Origin of the sequence: Streptomyces sp. NPDC050564, from assembly GCF_044457265.1 — a bacterium.
Classification (GTDB): Bacteria; Actinomycetota; Actinomycetes; order Streptomycetales; family Streptomycetaceae; genus Streptomyces.
Genome location: NZ_JBITGS010000019.1, coordinates 185,351 through 203,716, shown reverse-complemented (window position 1 = coordinate 203,716; position 18,366 = coordinate 185,351). Strand labels below are relative to the sequence as shown.

The 18,366-nt window shown below is 68.3% G+C and carries 21 protein-coding genes; 8 read left to right on the top strand and 13 right to left on the bottom strand.

The window, feature by feature from the left end; genetic code table 11:
* Positions 1 to 25 precede the first annotated feature (25 nt).
* From ACIBK0_RS29150 to ACIBK0_RS29130, 5 genes are all read right to left on the bottom strand, one after another.
* Complete coding sequence (locus ACIBK0_RS29150) at positions 26 to 334, bottom strand: hypothetical protein (RefSeq protein ID WP_028804304.1); 309 nt, start codon at positions 332 to 334, stop codon at positions 26 to 28.
* Between the two features lie 529 nt (positions 335 to 863).
* Complete coding sequence (locus ACIBK0_RS29145; protein ID WP_399086299.1) at positions 864 to 2,186, bottom strand: peptidase S8; 1,323 nt, start codon at positions 2,184 to 2,186, stop codon at positions 864 to 866.
* 409 nt (positions 2,187 to 2,595) lie between these two features.
* Positions 2,596 to 2,856: a DUF397 domain-containing protein gene (locus tag ACIBK0_RS29140; RefSeq protein WP_399086296.1), complete on the bottom strand. Its 261-nt coding sequence runs from the start codon at positions 2,854 to 2,856 to the stop codon at positions 2,596 to 2,598.
* The gene (locus ACIBK0_RS29135; RefSeq protein WP_399086293.1) at positions 2,849 to 3,043 is read right to left on the bottom strand and encodes a DUF397 domain-containing protein; all 195 of its coding nucleotides are present in this window, start codon (positions 3,041 to 3,043) and stop codon (positions 2,849 to 2,851) included. The genes ACIBK0_RS29140 and ACIBK0_RS29135 overlap by 8 nt, the downstream gene beginning before the upstream one ends.
* An 11-nt stretch (positions 3,044 to 3,054) precedes the next feature.
* Positions 3,055 to 3,900 (bottom strand): helix-turn-helix domain-containing protein, encoded by an 846-nt coding sequence (locus ACIBK0_RS29130; RefSeq protein WP_399086290.1) that lies wholly within the window; start codon positions 3,898 to 3,900, stop codon positions 3,055 to 3,057.
* Positions 3,901 to 4,118: 218 nt separating this feature from the next.
* Here ACIBK0_RS29130 and ACIBK0_RS29125 point away from each other — a divergent pair, with 218 nt between their 5' ends.
* Positions 4,119 to 4,562, top strand: coding sequence for an ATP-binding protein (locus ACIBK0_RS29125; protein WP_399086287.1), 444 nt, complete (start codon positions 4,119 to 4,121; stop codon positions 4,560 to 4,562).
* 191 nt (positions 4,563 to 4,753) lie between these two features.
* Positions 4,754 to 5,509, top strand: a complete 756-nt coding sequence (locus tag ACIBK0_RS29120; RefSeq protein WP_399086284.1) for a trypsin-like serine peptidase — start codon at positions 4,754 to 4,756, stop codon at positions 5,507 to 5,509.
* Here ACIBK0_RS29120 and ACIBK0_RS29115 read toward each other — a convergent pair.
* Entirely contained in the window at positions 5,506 to 6,171 is a 666-nt protein-coding gene (locus ACIBK0_RS29115; RefSeq protein WP_399086281.1) for a hypothetical protein, read from the bottom strand. The genes ACIBK0_RS29120 and ACIBK0_RS29115 overlap by 4 nt on opposite strands.
* An 89-nt stretch (positions 6,172 to 6,260) precedes the next feature.
* Between ACIBK0_RS29115 and ACIBK0_RS29110 the strand changes: the two genes are divergently transcribed.
* Positions 6,261 to 7,268 carry an NlpC/P60 family protein gene (locus ACIBK0_RS29110; protein ID WP_399086278.1) on the top strand — a complete coding sequence of 336 codons (1,008 nt, stop codon included), beginning with the start codon at positions 6,261 to 6,263 and terminating at the stop codon, positions 7,266 to 7,268.
* Positions 7,269 to 7,482: 214 nt separating this feature from the next.
* Positions 7,483 to 8,184, top strand: coding sequence for a phosphatase PAP2 family protein (locus tag ACIBK0_RS29105; RefSeq protein ID WP_399086275.1), 702 nt, complete (start codon positions 7,483 to 7,485; stop codon positions 8,182 to 8,184).
* 139 nt (positions 8,185 to 8,323) lie between these two features.
* Here ACIBK0_RS29105 and ACIBK0_RS29100 read toward each other — a convergent pair whose 3' ends face one another.
* Positions 8,324 to 9,886 (bottom strand): FAD-binding oxidoreductase, encoded by a 1,563-nt coding sequence (locus ACIBK0_RS29100; RefSeq protein ID WP_399086272.1) that lies wholly within the window; start codon positions 9,884 to 9,886, stop codon positions 8,324 to 8,326.
* 122 nt (positions 9,887 to 10,008) lie between these two features.
* On the bottom strand, positions 10,009 to 10,179 hold the full coding sequence (locus ACIBK0_RS29095) for a hypothetical protein (RefSeq protein ID WP_399086269.1): 171 nt from the start codon (positions 10,177 to 10,179) through the stop codon (positions 10,009 to 10,011).
* A gap of 120 nt (positions 10,180 to 10,299) precedes the next feature.
* Here ACIBK0_RS29095 and ACIBK0_RS29090 point away from each other — a divergent pair, with 120 nt between their 5' ends.
* Together ACIBK0_RS29090 and ACIBK0_RS29085 are read left to right on the top strand one after the other, a co-directional pair.
* On the top strand, positions 10,300 to 11,139 hold the full coding sequence (locus tag ACIBK0_RS29090) for a hypothetical protein (protein ID WP_399086266.1): 840 nt from the start codon (positions 10,300 to 10,302) through the stop codon (positions 11,137 to 11,139).
* Positions 11,140 to 11,255: 116 nt separating this feature from the next.
* Positions 11,256 to 11,465, top strand: coding sequence for a hypothetical protein (locus ACIBK0_RS29085; RefSeq protein ID WP_399086263.1), 210 nt, complete (start codon positions 11,256 to 11,258; stop codon positions 11,463 to 11,465).
* Between the two features lie 104 nt (positions 11,466 to 11,569).
* Here the strand turns inward: ACIBK0_RS29085 and ACIBK0_RS29080 are convergent, their stop codons facing one another.
* Positions 11,570 to 11,944, bottom strand: coding sequence for a metal-sensitive transcriptional regulator (locus tag ACIBK0_RS29080; RefSeq protein ID WP_399086260.1), 375 nt, complete (start codon positions 11,942 to 11,944; stop codon positions 11,570 to 11,572).
* Positions 11,945 to 12,198: 254 nt separating this feature from the next.
* Between ACIBK0_RS29080 and ACIBK0_RS29075 the strand changes: the two genes are divergently transcribed.
* Both ACIBK0_RS29075 and ACIBK0_RS29070 read left to right on the top strand, forming a co-directional pair.
* Complete coding sequence (locus ACIBK0_RS29075; RefSeq protein ID WP_399086257.1) at positions 12,199 to 12,819, top strand: DUF47 domain-containing protein; 621 nt, start codon at positions 12,199 to 12,201, stop codon at positions 12,817 to 12,819.
* 7 nt (positions 12,820 to 12,826) lie between these two features.
* Positions 12,827 to 13,825, top strand: a complete 999-nt coding sequence (locus tag ACIBK0_RS29070; protein WP_399086254.1) for an anion permease — start codon at positions 12,827 to 12,829, stop codon at positions 13,823 to 13,825.
* A gap of 280 nt (positions 13,826 to 14,105) precedes the next feature.
* On the opposite strand, the gene pstB is transcribed toward ACIBK0_RS29070, so the two are convergent.
* The 4 genes from pstB to pstS all read right to left on the bottom strand — a co-directional run bounded on the left by pstB (position 14,106) and on the right by pstS (position 18,227).
* Positions 14,106 to 14,882: a phosphate ABC transporter ATP-binding protein PstB gene (pstB, locus tag ACIBK0_RS29065; protein WP_399086251.1), complete on the bottom strand. Its 777-nt coding sequence runs from the start codon at positions 14,880 to 14,882 to the stop codon at positions 14,106 to 14,108.
* Between the two features lie 48 nt (positions 14,883 to 14,930).
* Complete coding sequence (gene pstA / locus ACIBK0_RS29060; protein ID WP_399086248.1) at positions 14,931 to 15,989, bottom strand: phosphate ABC transporter permease PstA; 1,059 nt, start codon at positions 15,987 to 15,989, stop codon at positions 14,931 to 14,933.
* Positions 15,986 to 16,993 (bottom strand): phosphate ABC transporter permease subunit PstC, encoded by a 1,008-nt coding sequence (pstC, locus tag ACIBK0_RS29055; protein WP_399086245.1) that lies wholly within the window; start codon positions 16,991 to 16,993, stop codon positions 15,986 to 15,988. The genes pstA and pstC overlap by 4 nt, the downstream gene beginning before the upstream one ends.
* A gap of 100 nt (positions 16,994 to 17,093) precedes the next feature.
* A complete protein-coding gene (pstS, locus tag ACIBK0_RS29050; protein ID WP_399086242.1) occupies positions 17,094 to 18,227 on the bottom strand; it encodes a phosphate ABC transporter substrate-binding protein PstS in 1,134 nt (377 codons plus the stop codon).
* Between the last annotated feature and the right edge of the window lie 139 nt (positions 18,228 to 18,366).

The window sequence follows — 18,366 nt, the reverse complement described above, 5'->3', positions numbered from 1 at the left end:
GACGGAGCGCCAGGCGTGGCCGGGCCTAGACAGCCATGCCGTACACGATGGTGAAGAGTGTGCCGAGCGATCCGATGATGAAGACTCCGGTGAGGCCCGCGATGATGAGGCCCTTGCCCTGTTCGGCACTGAAGGTGTCGCGGAGGGCGGTCGCGCCGATACGCTGCTTGGCCGCTCCCCAGATCGCGATGCCGAGGCAGAGCAGGATGGCGACCGCCATCACGACCTCGATCATCACCTTCGCTTCGTTGCCCAGGCTGCCGAAGGGACCCCAGTCCGGAGCGATCCCGCCGATGATCGTGGTGATGTCGCCCTTATCGGCTGCGAAAAGCATGTAAGTCACCGCCCCTAGTGGGTAGTTCTGCACCCCCTGCCACTGCGCGCAGAGGTCGGGCCCATTCTCGCCGACAATGACGCTGTCGTATGTCGACTTGGCGTCATTGATTGGCGGGTTTCGCACGAAACCCTTGTCACCGGCGTGCGCGGAACCCATGAGGGGGACGTGCGGCGGTATGCGAAGGGTTGCATGGTCACTCTGTGTATCACGGCAGGTTACGCCGGGCAATGAAGTCGGAGCGGAACCTGTCGTGTGGTTCCGTCGTTAGCCCCTTCTACGAAGCGCACGCCCAGCCCGTCTCGTACGTACGCCGTGCGCGCGTCCCGTTTCTGACGGGCCGTCGAGCCGATGTTCTCCGGGTCGTCGCGTCTGCGGGATGTGGACGCCGACCGCCGGCCCGGTGATCCAAAGGCTATCCCTCGCCTCTCGGCACGGCGAAACGGGTCGCGGCTGGTTGCCGCGACCCGTTCATCAGGTGCTGCCGGGGATCCCCACGCTCCCCCGGCGGCTCCCCGCTCCCCGGAGGTCAGCCGGTGAAGGCCGCGACTCCCTCCGGGGTGCCCCAGCCGGTCGGGCCGTCGTAGCCGGACGTGGCGGTGCAGAGGTAGCTGGTGGTGCAGGTGCCGTTGTTGCCCGAGGTCACGTCGTTGAGGGCCGAGGTGCCGGCCGCCGTGTACGGGAACTTCGCGGGGTAGGAGCCGGTGGACGGGGTGCCCGCGAGGGCGTAGACGCCCGCGATGATGGGCGACGAGGCGCTGGTGCCGCCGAAGGTGTACCAGCCCGCCGTGATGCCGTACGAGTCGTAGACCGCGACGCCGGTGGCCGGGTCGGCGACGGCCGAGACGTCGGAGATGGTGCGCTTGGTGCAGCCCGTGTCGGTCTGCCAGCTCGGCTTGGTGTCGTACGCGGAGCAGCCCGAGCCGGTGCCCTCGGTGCTGCTGGTCTTCCAGACCGTCTCGGTCCAGCCGCGGGTGGTCGAGGTGGCCTTGGTGAGCGCGGTGCCACCGACGGAGGTGACGTACTGCGAGGCCGCCGGGTACTCGGCGCCATAGCCCGAGTCGCCCGCGCTGACGGTGATGGCGACACCCGTGTGCTTGAAGTACGAGGTGTCGTAGGAGGTGTCGGAGGACGACTCGGAGCCGCCGTAGCTGTTGGAGACGTACTTCGCGCCGAGGGTGACGGCTTCGTTCACCGCGGTGCCGAGGTTGGCCATGGTGGCGGACTTGGCCTCGACGAGCAGGATGTTGCACTTCGGGCAGATGGCGCTGGCCATGTCGAGGTCGAGGGAGATCTCCTCGGCCCAGCCGGTGTTGCTGGAGGGCAGTCCGGTCGTGGACCCCGTCTGGCTGACCTTCTTGAAACAGCCGTTGGCGGTGGTGCACGCCGACAGGCCGTAGTACGAGCGGTAGGTCGCCAGGTCCGCCTCGGCGTTGGGGTCGTTGTAGGCGTCGACGATGGCGATGGTCTCGCCGGAGCCGTTGGAGGCCGCGGCCGAGGTCAGGCCGTAGGCGGCCTGGAGGTCCGTCGGTCCGAAGCCGGAGGGCGTCGACGCGTCGGCGGCCTTGGGGGTGACGCCCTTGGCATACGCCTTCTCCGCCATGTACTCGGTGACGCCGCCGGTGACGCGCTTGGCGTTGCAGGCCGCGACGTCCGCCTTGGTGGGCGTCGAGCATGCCCTGGTCCAGCTGACGTGGGGGGTGGCCTTCGCGACGCGGGCCTGGGCGTCCGCCGCTGTGGCGCCGCCGAGGCCGGCGAGGACGAGCGCCGCGGCGCCGAGTGCGGCCGCGGCGGTGCGGCCGAGGCGCCCGCTGCCGCGTACGGCAGGTCTTTGGGGGTGAGTGGTGCGCAACGTACAGCCTCCTGAGAGTGGTTGACAGGGGCAGTGCAGGTGCGCCGCCGGTGCGGTGTCCCCAGCGGTGGGCCGAGCGGCCCGCGCAAGACCATCTCTTGTTGAGTACGCGACAACAAGAGGCTTATGGAATCCTTACTTCCGCAATACCGAACGAGGTGTGGGCGTGACTGGTCAATGGCCGCTCGATGGCGCGAAGCTGACGGTGGCTTGACTCAACTCACAGCCGTCTCATGGGGTTTGAACAGCAGGTTCGGCCTTCGGGCCAGGATGGCGGAACGGGCCGCGGCTGCTTGCCCGCGCCCGTTCCGGACACCGCCGGTGGATCCCCACTCACAGATGGCACCGGCCGGCGGAGGCCGCAGGGGGGCTCTGCTCACAGGGGGTGCGTTCCGTTCCTACGGGCACTTCACCGGCGAGGGTCAGAGGGCGCCGAGGGCTCCACGTCCTCCAGGCCCTCCACGAAGTGGTCGAACTCGCCGGCCTGTACGCCCAGTACGAACGCGTCCCACTTCTTCTGGGTGGTCGTGACGACGTTCTCGGGGTCGCTGGTCTCGCGGATGTAGACCAGGTCGTTGTCGCCGAAGGCGAGTTCGATCCAGGGGCCGGGGCCGGTGGCGTCGGGCGGGGCGGCGCGCTCCCAGGTGAGGTTCGGGGGGACGTCAGCCACGGTGGGCGTTCTCCTTGAGCACGTGGATGAGGGCGCCGAAGGCCCTGGGGGTGACGCCGAGTTTGGATCGGCTCGGATCGCTGCTTTCGGTGAGATGGATCGTTCCGGCCCTGTTGGTGGCGGCAACGTATACGCAGGAGTTGCCCTGGGCGCAGTAGGACGACTTCTGCCAGGTGAGCTTGGGCATCTTGGTTTCCTTCACAGGTCCTGGATGACTTTGTGGATGAAGTCCCGTGACTGGGCGGGCGGCAGCGACGTGGCCTCCATACGGTCGAGCAGGACGCGGTACTTGTCGAGTTGGGCCTCGGAGTCGAGGAACACCGGACCGTGGGACTGGTCCAGGTTCACCGTGTCGAGTGGAGGCAACGGGCCCTGGGCGTAGTAGATCGACTGGCCCGAGCCGGGGAAGGCGCCGGCGTCGAACGGGATCACGTGGACGGTGACGTGCGGCCGTTCGGTCATGTCCAGAAGGTGCTTGAGCTGCGCGCCGGTCACGGACCGTCCCCCGAACTGCATGCGCAGCGCCGCCTCGTGGATGATTGCATGCTGCGGTGTCGGGGAGTCCCGGTAGAGGACCGCTTGCCGCTTCACGCGGAACGACACCCTGTGCTCGACGTCCGGCGGAGACATCTCGGGTACGTCCTGGCGGAAGATCTCGCGGGCGTAGTCCGTGGTCTGGAAGAGGCCGGGGATGTGCACCGTGACGGCAGTCCGCAGCATCGTGGAGTGGTGCTCGACCTCGGCGAGATCGAGGAGCACGGCGGGCAGGATCTCCCGGTACTCCTCCCACCAGCCGCGTGTGCGCTCGGTCGCCATGTCACTGAGCGCCTCGACGAGGGCCTTGTCCCCGCAGTCGTAATGACAGGCCAAGGCGCGCACCCGCTCGGGGCTCACCCCAGCGCGTCCGGCTTCCACGTTGCTGATCTGGTTCTGCTGTACGCCGAGCAGCTTGCTGGCCTGGGTGGAGGTCAGTCCGGCGCGCTCTCGGAGTTTGCGCAGCTCGGTACCCAACCGGAGTTGACGACCCGTCGGGTTGTTTCTCACGGGCTGGCCCGCCTTCCTGGTGCAGCAGGTCACCCACGCGGGTGATAGATCAGGGCTTTCTCGGAAACCGTGTAAGACCTTTTATGGATGCCGCTACTTTATAGCTCGGGCCCCGCTCAGAAGCACCCCGCTCGACGGAGCGGCCGCGGTCACTGGGCAACGTAACGACATTCCACGCCATGACACCACCCAACTCCCCTCCGTGATCGGAGACTTCCATGGCAACCGTATCCCCGCCCTGGTCCTACACCCTTCAACTCCCGCACGATCCCCGCGCCCCGGGTATCGCCCGGGCCACCCTCCGGACCGTCCTGGCCGCCCATGGCCTCACCGAGCTCGCCCCCACCGCCGAGTTGTTGGCGTCCGAACTGCTCACGAACGCGCATCTGCACACGCGGGGCCCGTATGCCCTCCGTCTCCTCTCCGTTGAGCCGGACCGGGTCCGGATCGCTGTGTGGGACACCGATCCGCGGGTCCCGCCCGGCTTCGGCGAGGCACCCCCGCGCGCCGCCCCGGCGGACGCCGAACACGGTCGCGGTCTGCCCCTGGTACGGGCCTGCGCCGACTCGTGGGGTGCCTCCGTGCTCAGGGAGCTGGGCGCATCGAAGGGCGGGAAGCTGCTGTGGGCCGAGTGCGCGCGAGCCGAATGGCCCGTGGGGTGACCTACCCGCAACGGCACCTGGGCGTCGCACACTCGCCCCGGCCATGGCGCCCACCAGGACATGCTGCCCGGAAGTACGGCGAACCCGTGCCCCTGCCGGACCACTCGGGATGCCGGACGGCGTCCACTCACGGATGATTCTCAGAGTGGTCCGAGGGTTTTTCTCACCCGCCTGCGGCAAGGTGAGGGTCGATGAAACGCACCACACGTCTCACCGGACCCCGCCGGTACGCGCTGCTGGGCACTGCCGTGCTGCTGGCGGCCACGTCCTCGTCCCTGGCGGCCGCCGACGACGGTCCCGGGCCGTTCGGGGTGACCGTGCAGGCCGCCGTGACCCGGCAGAGCGTGAGAGTCGGGGCGATCTTCAGCGGTGGACTCGGCGGCCGGCACTTCTGTACGGCGTCCGTGGTGCGCAGTAGCGGGCACGACCTGATCGTCACGGCTGCGCACTGTCTGGACGGCGGCGGAAACCTCGTATTTGTGCCCGGCTACCGGGACGGCAAGGCGCCGTACGGGGTCTGGAGCATCGGGAAGACGTACCGCGGCGACGCCTGGACCGGTGGGCAGGACGAGGACAGTGATGTCGCCTTCGCCGTCGTGGCCGACCAGGGCGGCAAGGGCGTCGAGGACGTCGTCGGTGCCAATGCCTTCGCGGCGGGGCGAGCCACCGGAGCCACCGCCGTCACCGTCACCGGATACCCCAGCGCCCTCGACGCGCCCCTCACCTGTACCAACAAGCCGACCCTCCACAGCCGTACGCAACAGCGCATCGTCTGCCCCGACTTCGCCGGGGGGACGAGCGGCAGCCCCTGGGTGAACGGCGACGGGGAAGTCGTCGGCGTCATCGGCGGGCACCAGCAGGGCGGCGACACCGACGACGTCTCGTACAGCGTCGTCCTCGGGAACGAAGCCGCAGCGCTCTATCGCGAGGCAGCCACGACGAGCTAGCTCGACATCTCGTTGGAGAGGTACAGGGCGAGCCACAGCAGCGGCAGGATCAGGAAGACGTACGCCAGCGGGCGTTGGAAGACCGGCTTGCCCTGGTCCATGGCGACCCCCGTCGGGGACGGCGTCGTCGGGTGCGGAAGCTTTCTGATCTTCGTGCGGACGAAGAGGTTCCACAGCAGCGTCAGCGGGGTGAAGAGGACCAGCGACACCGGGCTCCACCAGCCGCCCGCCAGCGTTTTCGCCGTCATCTCGCGGTGGATCGCGGTGGCGCAGGAGCGGCAGAACGGGCCCTCCATCTTGGAGAAGCGCATCGCGACCAGCAGTCCGGTGTGCTGACGGATGGTCATGTCTCCGGCCGGCTGCGAGGCACATATGCGGCAGCCGGGGGTGAGGGGTGGCGGGGCGGCCGCGTAGGCGTGGCCGCCTGCGGGGGCGTACGGGTTCTCGCCGGGCGCCGGGTTCTGGGCGTACGGCGGGTTCTGGCCGTACGCCGGAGTCCGAGGCGTGGCTGCCGGGCTCTGTGCGTACGGCGGCTGACCGTACGCCGTGTTCTGCGCGTACGGGTTCTGGCCATACGCCGGCGCCCCGTTTGGCGCGTAACCGCCTTGCGGGGCAAAAGGGTTGCCCTGGGGCGGGTTCGAGTGCGGGGGCGGGGTCGCCACGTGCGGTTTCTCCTTGTGTGTGATCGTCCCGCGGCGCGGGGCCCGCCTCTAGACTGACGGTCGGCGGACTCCTGGGCGGCGAGGGGCGGTTGACGGTGCGTAAGGCATGGATCGTAGCGACCGCTGCCGTCGGGGCCGGGATCAGCTTCGTGATGCTGCTCGCCGTCGGCGTCTACATGGTCGCGGGGAACCTCGCCAACGGGATGGGCTCAGGCGCGGTCGCGCTCGCCAAGGGAGCCGTGCCCGCCGCGTACCAGACGCTCGTACAGAAGTGGGGCAATCTGTGCAGCGCCATCAATCCCGCGCTGCTGGCCGCCCAGTTGTATCAGGAGAGCGGGTTCAACCCGAATGCCAAGAGTCCGGCGAAAGCGGAAGGGATAGCGCAATTCATCCCGGGGACCTGGGCCACCCATGGAGTCGACGGCGACGGGGACGGCGACCGCGACGTATGGGATCCGAATGACGCGATTCCGTCGGCCGCTTCGTACGACTGCCAGCTCGCCTCCTACGTGAAGAACGCGCCGGGGAACGTCACCGAGAACATGCTCGCCGCCTACAACGCGGGGGCCTACGCGGTCATCAAGTACGGAGGCGTGCCCCCGTACAAGGAGACCCGGAACTATGTGAAGACGATCACGACGCTCTCGAAGAGCTTCGCCGCGCCGGTGACCCGGGTGGACCCCTCGAAGCAGGCCGCGGCGGCGATCACGTACGCGCAGAAGAAACTCGGCACGCCCTATCTGTGGGGCGGCAACGGTACCGCTGACCAGGGCGGACGCTTCGACTGCTCGGGGCTGACGAAGGCCGCGTACGAGAGTGTGGGGGTCGAACTGCCGCGGGTCGCCAACGATCAGTACAACGCCGGGCCGCACCCGAAGAGGGAGGAGCTGCTCCCCGGGGATCTGGTCTTCTTCTCGGACGACCTCACCGACTCGCGGGCCATCCGGCACGTGGGGATCTATGTGGGCGGCGGGTACATGATCGACGCTCCGAGGTCGGGCGCCGTGATTCGGTTCGACCCCGTCGACACCCCCGACTACTTCGGTGCCACCCGGGTGACCGAAGATGGCGCGAAAGCATTGCCCACCTCTGTGTGAACGCACCCCCTGAGCTGCGGAGATGTGTCTCTCTTCGATAACGTCTGCGTGATCATTCGGTGGAGGGTGGAACGTATGACTGGGGACTGTGCGTTCCTTTTGACGTAGCGCTGATCTATGACGCGGTTCTAGCGGTTCTACGACCACGGGGGTGGATCGAGCCGCGCACGAAAGGGTGCGCGCGCGGGAAAGACGACGAAGGGGCCGCAGCACCATGGCTGGACTCGCCGAATCCGGTTCGAACCCCGACGTCGAGCTGCTCTACGACATCAATGGCCTGGCCAAGGATGCGCCGCACTGGTTCGACCGGGGCATGGAGTTCGTGGGCGAGTACGGGCTGCTGCTCGCCATGGTCCTGCTGGTGCTGTGGTGCTGGTGGACCGTGCGGCGGCGTGGTGGTGGCGATGCCGCGTCGTCCGTGGCCGCCTTGGTGTGGGCGCCGCTGGCCGCCGGCATCGCGCTGCTGGTGAACGTGCCGATACGGGGCTTCGTGGAGAGACCCCGCCCCTTCGTCGACCACCAGGGGCTGGACGTCCTGGTTTCCGGCAAGACCGACTTCTCCTTCGTCAGCGATCACGCGACGCTCACCATGGCGATGGGGGTCGGGCTGTTCGTGGCGAACCGGAAGTTCGGGCTGGCGGGGATCGGGCTCGCGCTGCTCGAAGGCTTCTGCCGGGTGTACATGGGCGTGCACTACCCGACGGACGTCGTCGGCGGGTTCGCGCTCGGCACGGCGGTCGCTCTGCTGCTGTCGCCGCTTGCGATGGCGTTGCTCACACCCGTCATGAAGGCCGTGGAGCGGTCCCCGCGGGCCGGGTGGCTGATCCGGGCGCGGGGGGTGGCCCCCGCGGGGCAGGAGGCGCTGATTCCGGGGGCTCCTGCGGAGCTGCCCGAGGAGCGGGACCTCGCCGCGTAGTCGGCCGGCCTTGGGGGTTTTCGCCCCCTCCGCCCCTACCCGTCCCGTACCTGGGGGCTGCCGCCCCCAGACCCCCGCTTCGGCCTGAACGGCCTCCTCCTCAAACGCCGGACGGGCTGAAATCAGCCCCCGGCCCCCCTTACAGCGCCTGCGGGAATGTGAAGAAGCGGTTCGGGTCGTACTGCCTCTTGAGGGTCGTGAGGCGGGTGGCCGCGTCGCCGTAGTACGCCTTGCGCCAGTCCGTGAGCGTGGAGTCCGTGTAGTTCTGGTAGGCGGCGCCCGAGGCGTACCGGGACATGGCGTTGTGCGCGGTGGTCAGCCAGGACTGGGCGGTGGTGCCGGAGGTGCCCGCCTGCCAGGAGGCGATGTACTGGGCGAGCATGCGCGAGCGGCGGTGGACGAAGGCCGTCGCGGTGGGCGAGACACGGTTGACCGCGCCGCCCAGTGCCGTCAGGGCGATGCTGCCCGCGCCGCCTCGGACCGACGAGATCTGGTTGAGGAGCGTCTGGACGCCGGCGGTCGAGATCGAGCGGTCGAAGAAGTCCGAGCGGGCCGCGTAGGTCTCGCGGCCGAGGGCGCCCTGGGGGCTGCGGCCCGGCGTCGATCCCGGGAGGTGGCACTGGGCGTCGGCCGAGAAGGAGGAGCAGCCCGCGTACACCTCCATCGAGTCCTCGTACGAGCGCTTCTTGAGGGAGACGCTGCGCGCGGGGGAGCCGATCTTGTCGGCCAGGCGGTCCACGGCGTTCTGGAGTTCGCCGTACGTGCCGAGGGAGAAGGCCGCGATGGAAACGGTGGGCGTGCCTCCGGCCGCGTTCGCGAGATGGCACGAGGACCAGATCTCGTCCGGCTGGTTCGGGCCCCACTCCTGCCAGGCCTTCACCACGGCGGCGGCCTTGGCCCAGGGCCATGTCATGTACGCCGAGACGCCCTGCGGGGCGGGGTGGGTCCTGAAGCGCAGCTCGGTGACGACGCCGAAGTTGCCGTTGCCGGCGCCGCGCAGGGCCCAGAAGAGGTCCTTGTTCTCGCCGGCGTTCGCGACGAGCTGCTTGCCGTCGGCGGTGATCAGCGTCGCCTGGGTGAGGCTGTCGCAGGTCAGCCCGTACGCCCGTGACACGACCCCGTGGCCGCCTCCGAGCGTCAGTCCGGAGACGCCGACGGTCGGGCAGGAACCGGCGGGTATGGTCACGCCCTTCGCGGCGAGGGCGCGGTAGACGTCGATCAGTTTCGATCCCGCTCCGACGACCGCCTCGTTCGCGGACGCCCGGATCTTGTTCAGCTTGGAGACGTCGAGGACCAGGCGGCCGTTGCCGGAGGACCAACCGGCGTACGAGTGGCCACCGTTGCGGATCGACACCTTGATGCCGTGGGCGCGGGCGTAGTCCATGGTGGTGCGGATGTCGTCCGCGTGGGCGACGTAGGCGACGGCGGCGGGCTTCAGGTTGTCGAAGCGCGTGTTGTAGAGCTGGCGCGCGGCCGGCCAGCTGTGGTCTCCGGGACGGACCAGCGCGCCGTCCAGCTCCCTGGACAGGGCGGCCCAGTTCGCGGCGGCGCGGGTGCTGGTGGTGGCCGTGCGTATGGGGGTGCCGGTGGTCTCCGAAGCACCGGAGGCCTTCGGGCCGCCGCTGTCGCTGCCGTTGCATGCGGACGTCGTCGCCGCCGCGAGTGCGGCGGTGGCTCCGCCGATGAACGTACGCCGTTGCATGTGCGCCTCCCGTGGGTTCCGTGGAACGAGACGGGTCACCGGGCCCCAGGGTTCCACGGGTGAATGCCACGGAATCGCTACAGCGCAGCTCTCCGGCGGCACGACCGCTCGCGGCTGAAAGGCTACGTCAGCAGGTTTCCGATGTGGGTTTGGGCGTCCGCGCGGGCCAGACTGCGGGCTCTGCGGGCCGGGCCCCTCCAGCCGCAGATGCAGCGGGCTACGCAGAAGCGGCCCTGTTCGACCGTCGTTGTGCGGTGTTCCGGGGAGGAGTCGATCTCGTCCTGCTGCGCCACGCCGACAACGTTACCCAAGGCAAGTGAACGGAGCGCCGCCCGCGTGACGGGCGCCCCTACTCGTCGTTAACCGGAACGACAGGGAGGGCCCGGGACGGACCGGCTGGGGGTCGGCAGGAGATGGTGGCGCTGGAGGAAGGGCGGGCCGGCTGGGCGGTTGTCGCGGCCGCAGCGGCGGGGTTGATGGTGTGTGCCACGGGATGCTCGGGTGGCGGGGCCGCCGCCGAGGACGCCCGCTCCGGTGTCGACTCCGTCGAGGTGCTGCACCGGGCCGCCGCCGCGCTGGAGCGCGCCGGCAGCGCGAAGGCCCGTACGTCCATGGAGATGGCCACCGGCGGGACCCGGGTCACCATCCGGGGCGAGGGCGTGTACGACTTCAAGGATCAGATGGGGCAGCTCAAGGTGCTGCTGCCGCAGGACCCGGCCGGCACCGACGAGCACCGGCCGATCACCGAACTCCTCGCCCCGGGAGCCCTGTTCATGAAGAACCGCGGCGCCGGCGTGCCCGCCGACAAGTGGGTCCGCGTCGACACGGCCGGCCTCACCGACGGGAACCTGGTGACGGGCGGCGCCACCGACCCGTACGCGGCGGCCGAACTGCTGCGCGGGGCGCGGGCGGCGACGTATGTGGGGAAGACCGAGGTGGCCGGGACTCCGGTCCGGCACTATCGCGGGACCGCCGACCTGGACATCGCGGCGAAGAGCGCCTCGAAGGGACAGCGGAAGGCTCTGCAGGCGGCCGCGCAGGGGTTCGCCACCGCCGAGGTGCCGTTCGACGCCTACCTCGACGACCAGGGGCGGCTGCGCAAGGTCCGCCATCGCTTCAGCTTCGTCAACGGGCAGCAGAAGGGCACCGTCGCGGTCGCATCGACGACGTTGCTGTTCGACTTCGGGGTCCCCGCCGACGTACGGCTGCCGGAAGACGGGGACATCTTCGCCGGGAAGATCGCGGAGCAGTAGCTTCGTGGGAGCGGAGCCGTAGCTTCCCGGGAGGGGCCGGAAATGGCCCTTCCGTGCCATGCGCGGTGTGTAGGCCGCTCCCTACTCTAGGAAGTCGGTGACGGCAGGAAGAGGTGATGCACGTGGCTCCGGTCGGCGGTACGGCAGTTCAGGACCACGTGGCCCTCGCCGAGATCGAGCTGTGCGGCGACCTGATCATCGCGGCCTCGGCCGCCCATGAGGACCGGCTCAGTCTTGAGAGCATCGACGAGGTGCTGAAAGTGGCTGAAGAGCGTACCCACGACGTCCATGAGCGGGGTGCTGAGGAGCAGGCCTCCCGGGCCTGACTCCGGTACCCGGGCGTGGCCCCGTCCCCGCCACGTCATACCCCGCCGTCCACGGCGTCTCGAGCACCGTGCCTCGAGCACCATGATGCGCGTCACGCCGTACCTCAGGTACGGAGCAGTCGGCCGATCGCCTTCGTCGCCTCTTCGACCTTCGCGTCGATCTCGTCGCCGCCCTTGAGGGCCGCGTCCGCGACGCAGTGGCGCAGGTGCTCCTCCAGGAGCTGGAGGGCGAAGGACTGCAGGCCCTTGGTGGAGGCGGAGACCTGGGTGAGTATGTCGATGCAGTAGACGTCCTCGTCGACCATCCGCTGCAGGCCGCGGATCTGGCCCTCGATGCGGCGCAGGCGCTTGAGGTGCTCGTCCTTCTGCTTGTGGTATCCGTGGATCCCGCGGTCGTGGTCCGTCACGATCTCCTGGGGCTCCTGGACCTCTTCGACCTCGCCGGAGGGTGCCGTCGCGCCGGCCTCGGTGGTCGTCATCGCGTCCTCCTGCTGAATCTGCTGCATTGGTCCGGGGCGGTGGGCGAACCTGTCTGAAACGCCACTTACATATACCCCTGGTAGGTATATGGTATCGAACTTTGCTGGGTATGGAGCCCTTGCCCGATGCCGGGACCGGACCCCGTGCTGACCACTGTGCCCGATGGGCGACACTGGGGGACGGCCCATTAGCCGTGGCCGGATGATGCGCCTAGCATCAGCCTGACCGAACCGAAGCACCCCGAGGACCCCACGTGCGCTTTCGTCTGACCCCCAGGGAGACGAGCTTCTACGACATGTTTTCCGCCTCCGCGGACAACATCGTCACGGGCTCGAAACTCCTGATGGAACTGCTTGGGGCGGACGCCTCCGCCCGGGCCGAGATCGCAGAGCGTATGCGGGCAGCGGAACACGCCGGTGACGACGCCACACACGCGATCTTCCACCAGTTGAACTCCTCGTTCATCACGCCGTTCGACCGTGAGGACATCTACAAGCTGGCCTCGTCCCTCGACGACATCATGGACTTCATGGAGGAGGCCGTCGACCTGGTCGTCCTCTACAACGTCGAGGAATTGCCCAAGGGCGTCGAGCAGCAGATCGAGGTGCTGGCCCGCGCGGCCGAGCTGACCGCCGAGGCCATGCCGAACCTGCGGACCATGGACAACCTCACCGAGTACTGGATCGAGGTCAACCGGCTCGAGAACCAGGCCGACCAGATACACCGCAAGCTGCTGGCCCACCTCTTCAACGGCAAGTACGACGCCATCGAGGTGCTGAAGCTCAAGCAGATCGTGGATGTGCTGGAGGAAGCGGCCGACGCGTTCGAGCACGTGGCGAACACGGTGGAGACCATCGCCGTCAAGGAGTCCTGACCCGGTCATGGACACCTTCGCTTTGATCGTGACCATTGGGGTCGCGCTCGGATTCACGTATACGAACGGCTTCCACGACTCGGCGAACGCCATCGCCACGTCGGTGTCCACCCGGGCGCTGACCCCGCGGGCGGCACTCGCCATGGCCGCGGTGATGAACCTCGCCGGTGCGTTCCTCGGCAGCGGTGTCGCGCACACCGTCAGCAGCGGACTGATCGAGACGCCCGAGGGCAGCAAGGGGATGGGAATCCTCTTCGCGGCACTCGTCGGCGCCATCGTCTGGAACCTCATCACCTGGTCCCTCGGGCTTCCGTCGTCCTCGTCGCACGCGTTGTTCGGCGGGCTGGTGGGGGCGGCGCTCGCGGGCGGTACGACCGTTCTCTGGTCCGGTGTCGTGGACAAGGTCATCATTCCGATGTTCCTGTCGCCGGTCGTCGGTCTGATCGCCGGCTATCTGGTGATGTGCGCCATCATGTGGATCTTCCGCAGGGCCAATCCGCACAAGGCCAAGCGGGGATTCCGCATCGCTCAGACCGTGTCGGCGGCCGGGATGGCGCTCGGGCACGGTCTTCAGGACGCCCAGAAGACGATGGGTGTCGTGGTGATGGCGCTGGTCATCGGCGGCGTCCAGGGGGCGGACGATCCGATTCCGGTGTGGGTGAAGATCATCTGTGCCGTGATGCTGTCGCTGGGGACGTACGCGGGTGGGTGGCGCATCATGCGGACGCTCGGGCGCAAGATCATCGAGCTTGATCCGCCTCAGGGATTCGCCGCGGAGACGACGGGGGCGTCGATCATGTTCGCCACGGCGTTCCTCTTCAAGGCGCCGATCTCCACGACGCATGTCATCACCTCCGCCATCATGGGCGTCGGGGCGACGAAGCGTGTGAACGCGGTGCGGTGGGGTGTAGCCAAGAACATCGTCCTCGGGTGGTTCATCACGATGCCGGCGGCCGGTTTGGTGGCCGCTGCCAGCTTCTGGGTCGTGAACCTGGCGTTTCTGTAGGCGGGCGGTCCTCTCGCCCCCTCCGCCCCTGCCCATTCCCGTACCGGCCTTTCGGCTGCGGGTGGGTGGGGGCTTGTCGCGCAGTTCCCCGCGCCCCGTTCAGGAGCGCAGCCCCCAGGTACGGGACGGGTAGGGGCGGAGGGGGCGAGAAACCTGCCCTCAACCGCATCGCACGGGTGCGAAAACGAGCGGGCCCGCCCCCGGGAGCCAGGGGCGGGCCCTTCTCGTCCTCGCGGTGGCACCGCCATGCAGCACCGCGAGGGGTATGGGTGGCGTCGGCTCAGCCGAAGCGGCCGGAGATGTAGTCCTCCGTGGCTTGGACCGACGGGTTGGAGAAGATGCGCTCCGTGTCGTCGAGCTCGATGAGACGGCCGGGCTGGCCGACCGCGGCCAGGTTGAAGAACGCGGTGCGGTCGGAGACGCGGGCGGCCTGCTGCATGTTGTGCGTCACGATGACGATCGTGAAGCGCTCCTTGAGCTCACCGATGAGGTCCTCGATGGCGAGGGTGGAGATGGGGTCCAGGGCCGAGCAGGGCTCGTCCATGAGGAGGACCTGGGGCTCCACCGCTATCGCGCGGGCGATGCACAGACGCTGCTGCTGGCCGCCGGACAGGCCGGAACCCGGCTTGTTCAGGCGGTCCTTGACCTCGTTCCAGAGGTTCGCGCCCTTGAGGGACTTCTCGACGATGTCGCTGAGCTCGGACTTCTTGTAGGAGCCGTTCAGGCGCAGGCCCGCTGCCACGTTGTCGAAGATCGACATGGTGGGGAAGGGGTTGGGGCGCTGGAAGACCATGCCGATCGTGCGGCGCACGGCGACCGGGTCGACACCCGTGCCGTACAGGTCCTCGTCGTCCAGGAGGACCTTGCCCTCGACGCGGCCGCCGGGGGTGACCTCGTGCATGCGGTTGAGGGTGCGCAGGAAGGTCGACTTGCCACAGCCGGAGGGGCCGATGAAGGCCGTCACCGAGCGGGGCTCGACCGTCATGGAGATGTCCTCGATCGCCTTGTGGGCGCCGTAGTAGGCGGTGAGACCGCTTACGTCGATTCGCTTGGCCATTTCAATCACTGCTTCTTTCGCAAAGGTTCGGGTCGCTGATTGGCCGCGTCAGCGGCCCGTCTTGGGCGCCTTCCAGCGCGCGATGCCACGTGCTGCCAGGTTGAGGATCATGACGAAGGCGATGAGTGCGAGTGCCGCCGCCCATGCCCGGTTGTAGGCCGCGTCCGTACCGTTCGCGTACTGCTGGTAGATGTACAGCGGCAGCGAGGCCTGCGGGTCCGAGAACGGGTTGTTGTTGATGACGCTGGTGCCCCACACCAGCAGCAGCACAGGAGCGGTCTCACCGGTGATGCGCGCGACAGCGAGCATCACACCCGTGGTGATACCACCGATGGAAGTCGGCAGAACCACCTTGAGGATGGTGCGCCACTTCGGGATGCCCAGCGCGAGGGAGGCCTCGCGCAGCTCGTTCGGTACGAGCTTGAGCATCTCCTCCGTGGAGCGGACCACCACGGGCATCATCAGGATCGACAGGGCGAGCGAACCGGCGAAGCCGGAGTAACCCATGTCCAGGATGAGGATCCAGAAGCTGAGGATGAAGAGGCCGGCGACGATCGACGGGATACCCGTCATGACGTCGACGAAGAAGGTGACGGCCTTGGCGAGCTTGCCGCGCCCGTACTCGACGAGGTAGATCGCGGTGAGCACACCGATCGGGACGGCGATCAGGGTGGCGATGGCGACCTGCTCAAGGGTGCCGATGATCGCGTGGTAGATGCCGCCACCGGGCTGGTTGTCGGCGACCACACCCATGGAGTGGGTCAGGAAGAAGACGTCGAAGACCTTCACACCGCGCTTGACGGTCTCCCAGATCAGGGAGGCCAGCGGGACGACGGCGACGATGAAGCAGACCCAGACGAGGCTGGTCGCGACGCGGTCCTTGGCCTGGCGGCGGCCCTCGACGGACGCGGCGATGGCGTACGTACCGAGGACGAAGAGGATCGCGGCGATCAGGCCCCACTGGACCTTGCTGTCGAGGCCCGCGGCCAGGCCGATGCCCACGGCGACGAGGACGGCGCCCGCGGCGATGGCCCACGAGGACCATTTCGGGAGGCTGGCGCCGCGCAGCGTGCTGGGGCGCTTGTGGGTGGCGGGTGCGGTGCTCATGCGTTGGCCCCCGAGTACTCCTTGCGGCGGTTGATGATCATGCGCGCCGCGCCGTTGACCAGCAGAGTGATGACGAACAGGACGAGACCGGAGGCGATCAGCGCATCCTGGCCGAGCGGGGTGGCCTCGTTGAACTTGCTCGCGATGTTCTGGGCGAACGTGCCGCCGCCCGGGTCGAGCAGGCTGGCGTTGATCTCGAAGGTCGGGGAGAGGATCGTGGCGACGGCCATCGTCTCGCCGAGGGCGCGGCCGAGGCCGAGCATCGAGGCGGAGATCACGCCGGAGCGGCCGAAGGGCAGCACCGACATGCGGATGACCTCCCAACGCGTGGCGCCGAGGGCCAGCGCGGCCTCCTCGTGCATCTGCGGGACCTGGCGGAAGACCTCACGGCTCACGTTGGTGATGATCGGCAGGATCATGATCGCGAGCAGGATGCCGACGGTGAGCATCGAGCGGGGCGCGCCGCCCTCCCACTCGAAGATGCCGGTCCAGCCGAAGTAGTGGTCGAGCCAGCCGAAGAGGCCGCTCATGTGCGGTACGAGGACGAGGGCGCCCCAGAGGCCGTACACGATGGACGGGACGGCCGCGAGCAGGTCGATCACGTACGCGATGGTGCCGCCGAGCCTGCGCGGCGCGTAGTGCGTGATGAACAGGGCGATGCCGACCGCGACCGGGACCGCGAGGATCATGGCGATGAGCGCGGAGACCACGGTGCCGAAGGCCAGCACCGCGATACCGAAGCTCGCCGGTTCGAGGCTGGTGTTCCACTCGAACGTGGTGAGGAAGTTGCCGTGGTCCTTGCTGATCGCGATGGCGGCACGGTAGGTGAGGAAGGCCGCGATGGCGGCCATGATCACCAGGAGGAAAATGCCGGACCCGCGCGAGAGACCGAGGAAGATCCGGTCTCCGGGGCGGGTGGCGCCGCGGGTCGTGCGCTTCAGCGCGGCCGCGGAAGGCTGTGGGGTGGGGGGAGGCGCTTCAGTGTTCTGTGTTGATATGTCCATCAGGATTCTCCGGTCTGCGGAGCCGTAAGAGGTGGCGGCTCCAGGCGGCGGTGCACCGGACGGTGTGGCCCGCCTCGGCGAGGCGGGCCACACACTCAGGTCAGCTCAGGCTCGAGACGGTGGAACGAACCTTGGTGATGATCTCGTCGGGGATCGGCGCGTACTTGGCGTCGGTCAGCAGCTTCTGACCGTCCTCGCTCGCGATGTAGGTGAGGAAGGACTTGGTGGCGGCCAGGGTGTCGGCCTTGTTGCCCTTCTCGCAGACGATCTCGTAGGTGACCAGGGTGAGCGGGTAGGCGCCCTCCTCGGTCGGCTTGTAGTTCAGGGACAGCGCCAGGTCATTGCCCGTGCCGGCGACCTTGGCGGTGGCGATGGCCTTGGTGGCGTTCTCGACGGTGGCCTTGACCGGGGCCTTGGCGCCCGTCTTCAGGTCGACGGTGTTGATGCCGTCAGCGGCGTAGGAGAGCTCGAAGTACGAGATCGCGCCCGGGACCTGCTTCACCTGCTGGGCGAGGCCGGAGGAGCCCTGCGCGGACTGGCCGCCCTTGGCCTGCCACGCCTTGCCGCCCGAGTAGTTCCAGTCGGACGGGGCGACGGCCTTCAGGTACTTGGTGAAGTTGTCCGTGGTGCCGGACTCGTCCGAGCGGTGGAAGGCCTGGATCTTGGTGCTGGGAAGCTTCGCGTCAGGGTTCAGCTTCGCGATGGCCTTGTCGTTCCACGTCGTGATCTTGCCGTCGAAGATCTTGGCGAGTGTGGAGGCGTCCAGCGTGAGGTTGTCCACGCCGTCCAGGTTGTAGCCGATCGCGATCGGGCCGCCGACCATCGGAAGGTCGATGGCGGCGTTGCCGCCGCAGGCCTTCTTGGCGGCCGTGGCCTCTTCGGGCTTGAGCGGCGAGTCCGAACCGGCGAACGCGGTCTGGCCCTGGGTGAACGCGGTGATACCGGCGCCCGAACCCGTCGGGTTGTAGTTGATCTGCACGCTGCTGCAGGCGGCCTTGAACTGCGCCACCCACGCGTCGATCGCGTTCTTCTGCGCGGAAGAGCCGGAGGCCTGCAGCTGACCCTTGGCGTCGTCGCACTTGATGGCACTGTTGTTGCTGGCCGTGGCCGAGCTGCCGCCACCGTTGCTCTTGCCGGTGTCGTCCGAGCCGCACGCCGTGAGGGCCAGGGCGCCGGAGACGGCGACAGCACCGAGCGAGAGGGCGCGAAGCCGGTTCTTGCGCTGAAGCTTCACTTTCGGGAGTTCCTTCCAGGAGCCGCCGTCGAGGTGGCGGCGTGCGAGGTTCGGTGTATGCGGGGGCCGCTTCCAGGAAGCGGTCCGCACCGGGTAAGGCCGAAATTAGGCAGAACAGGTGAAGGCGCCGATGGCCGTA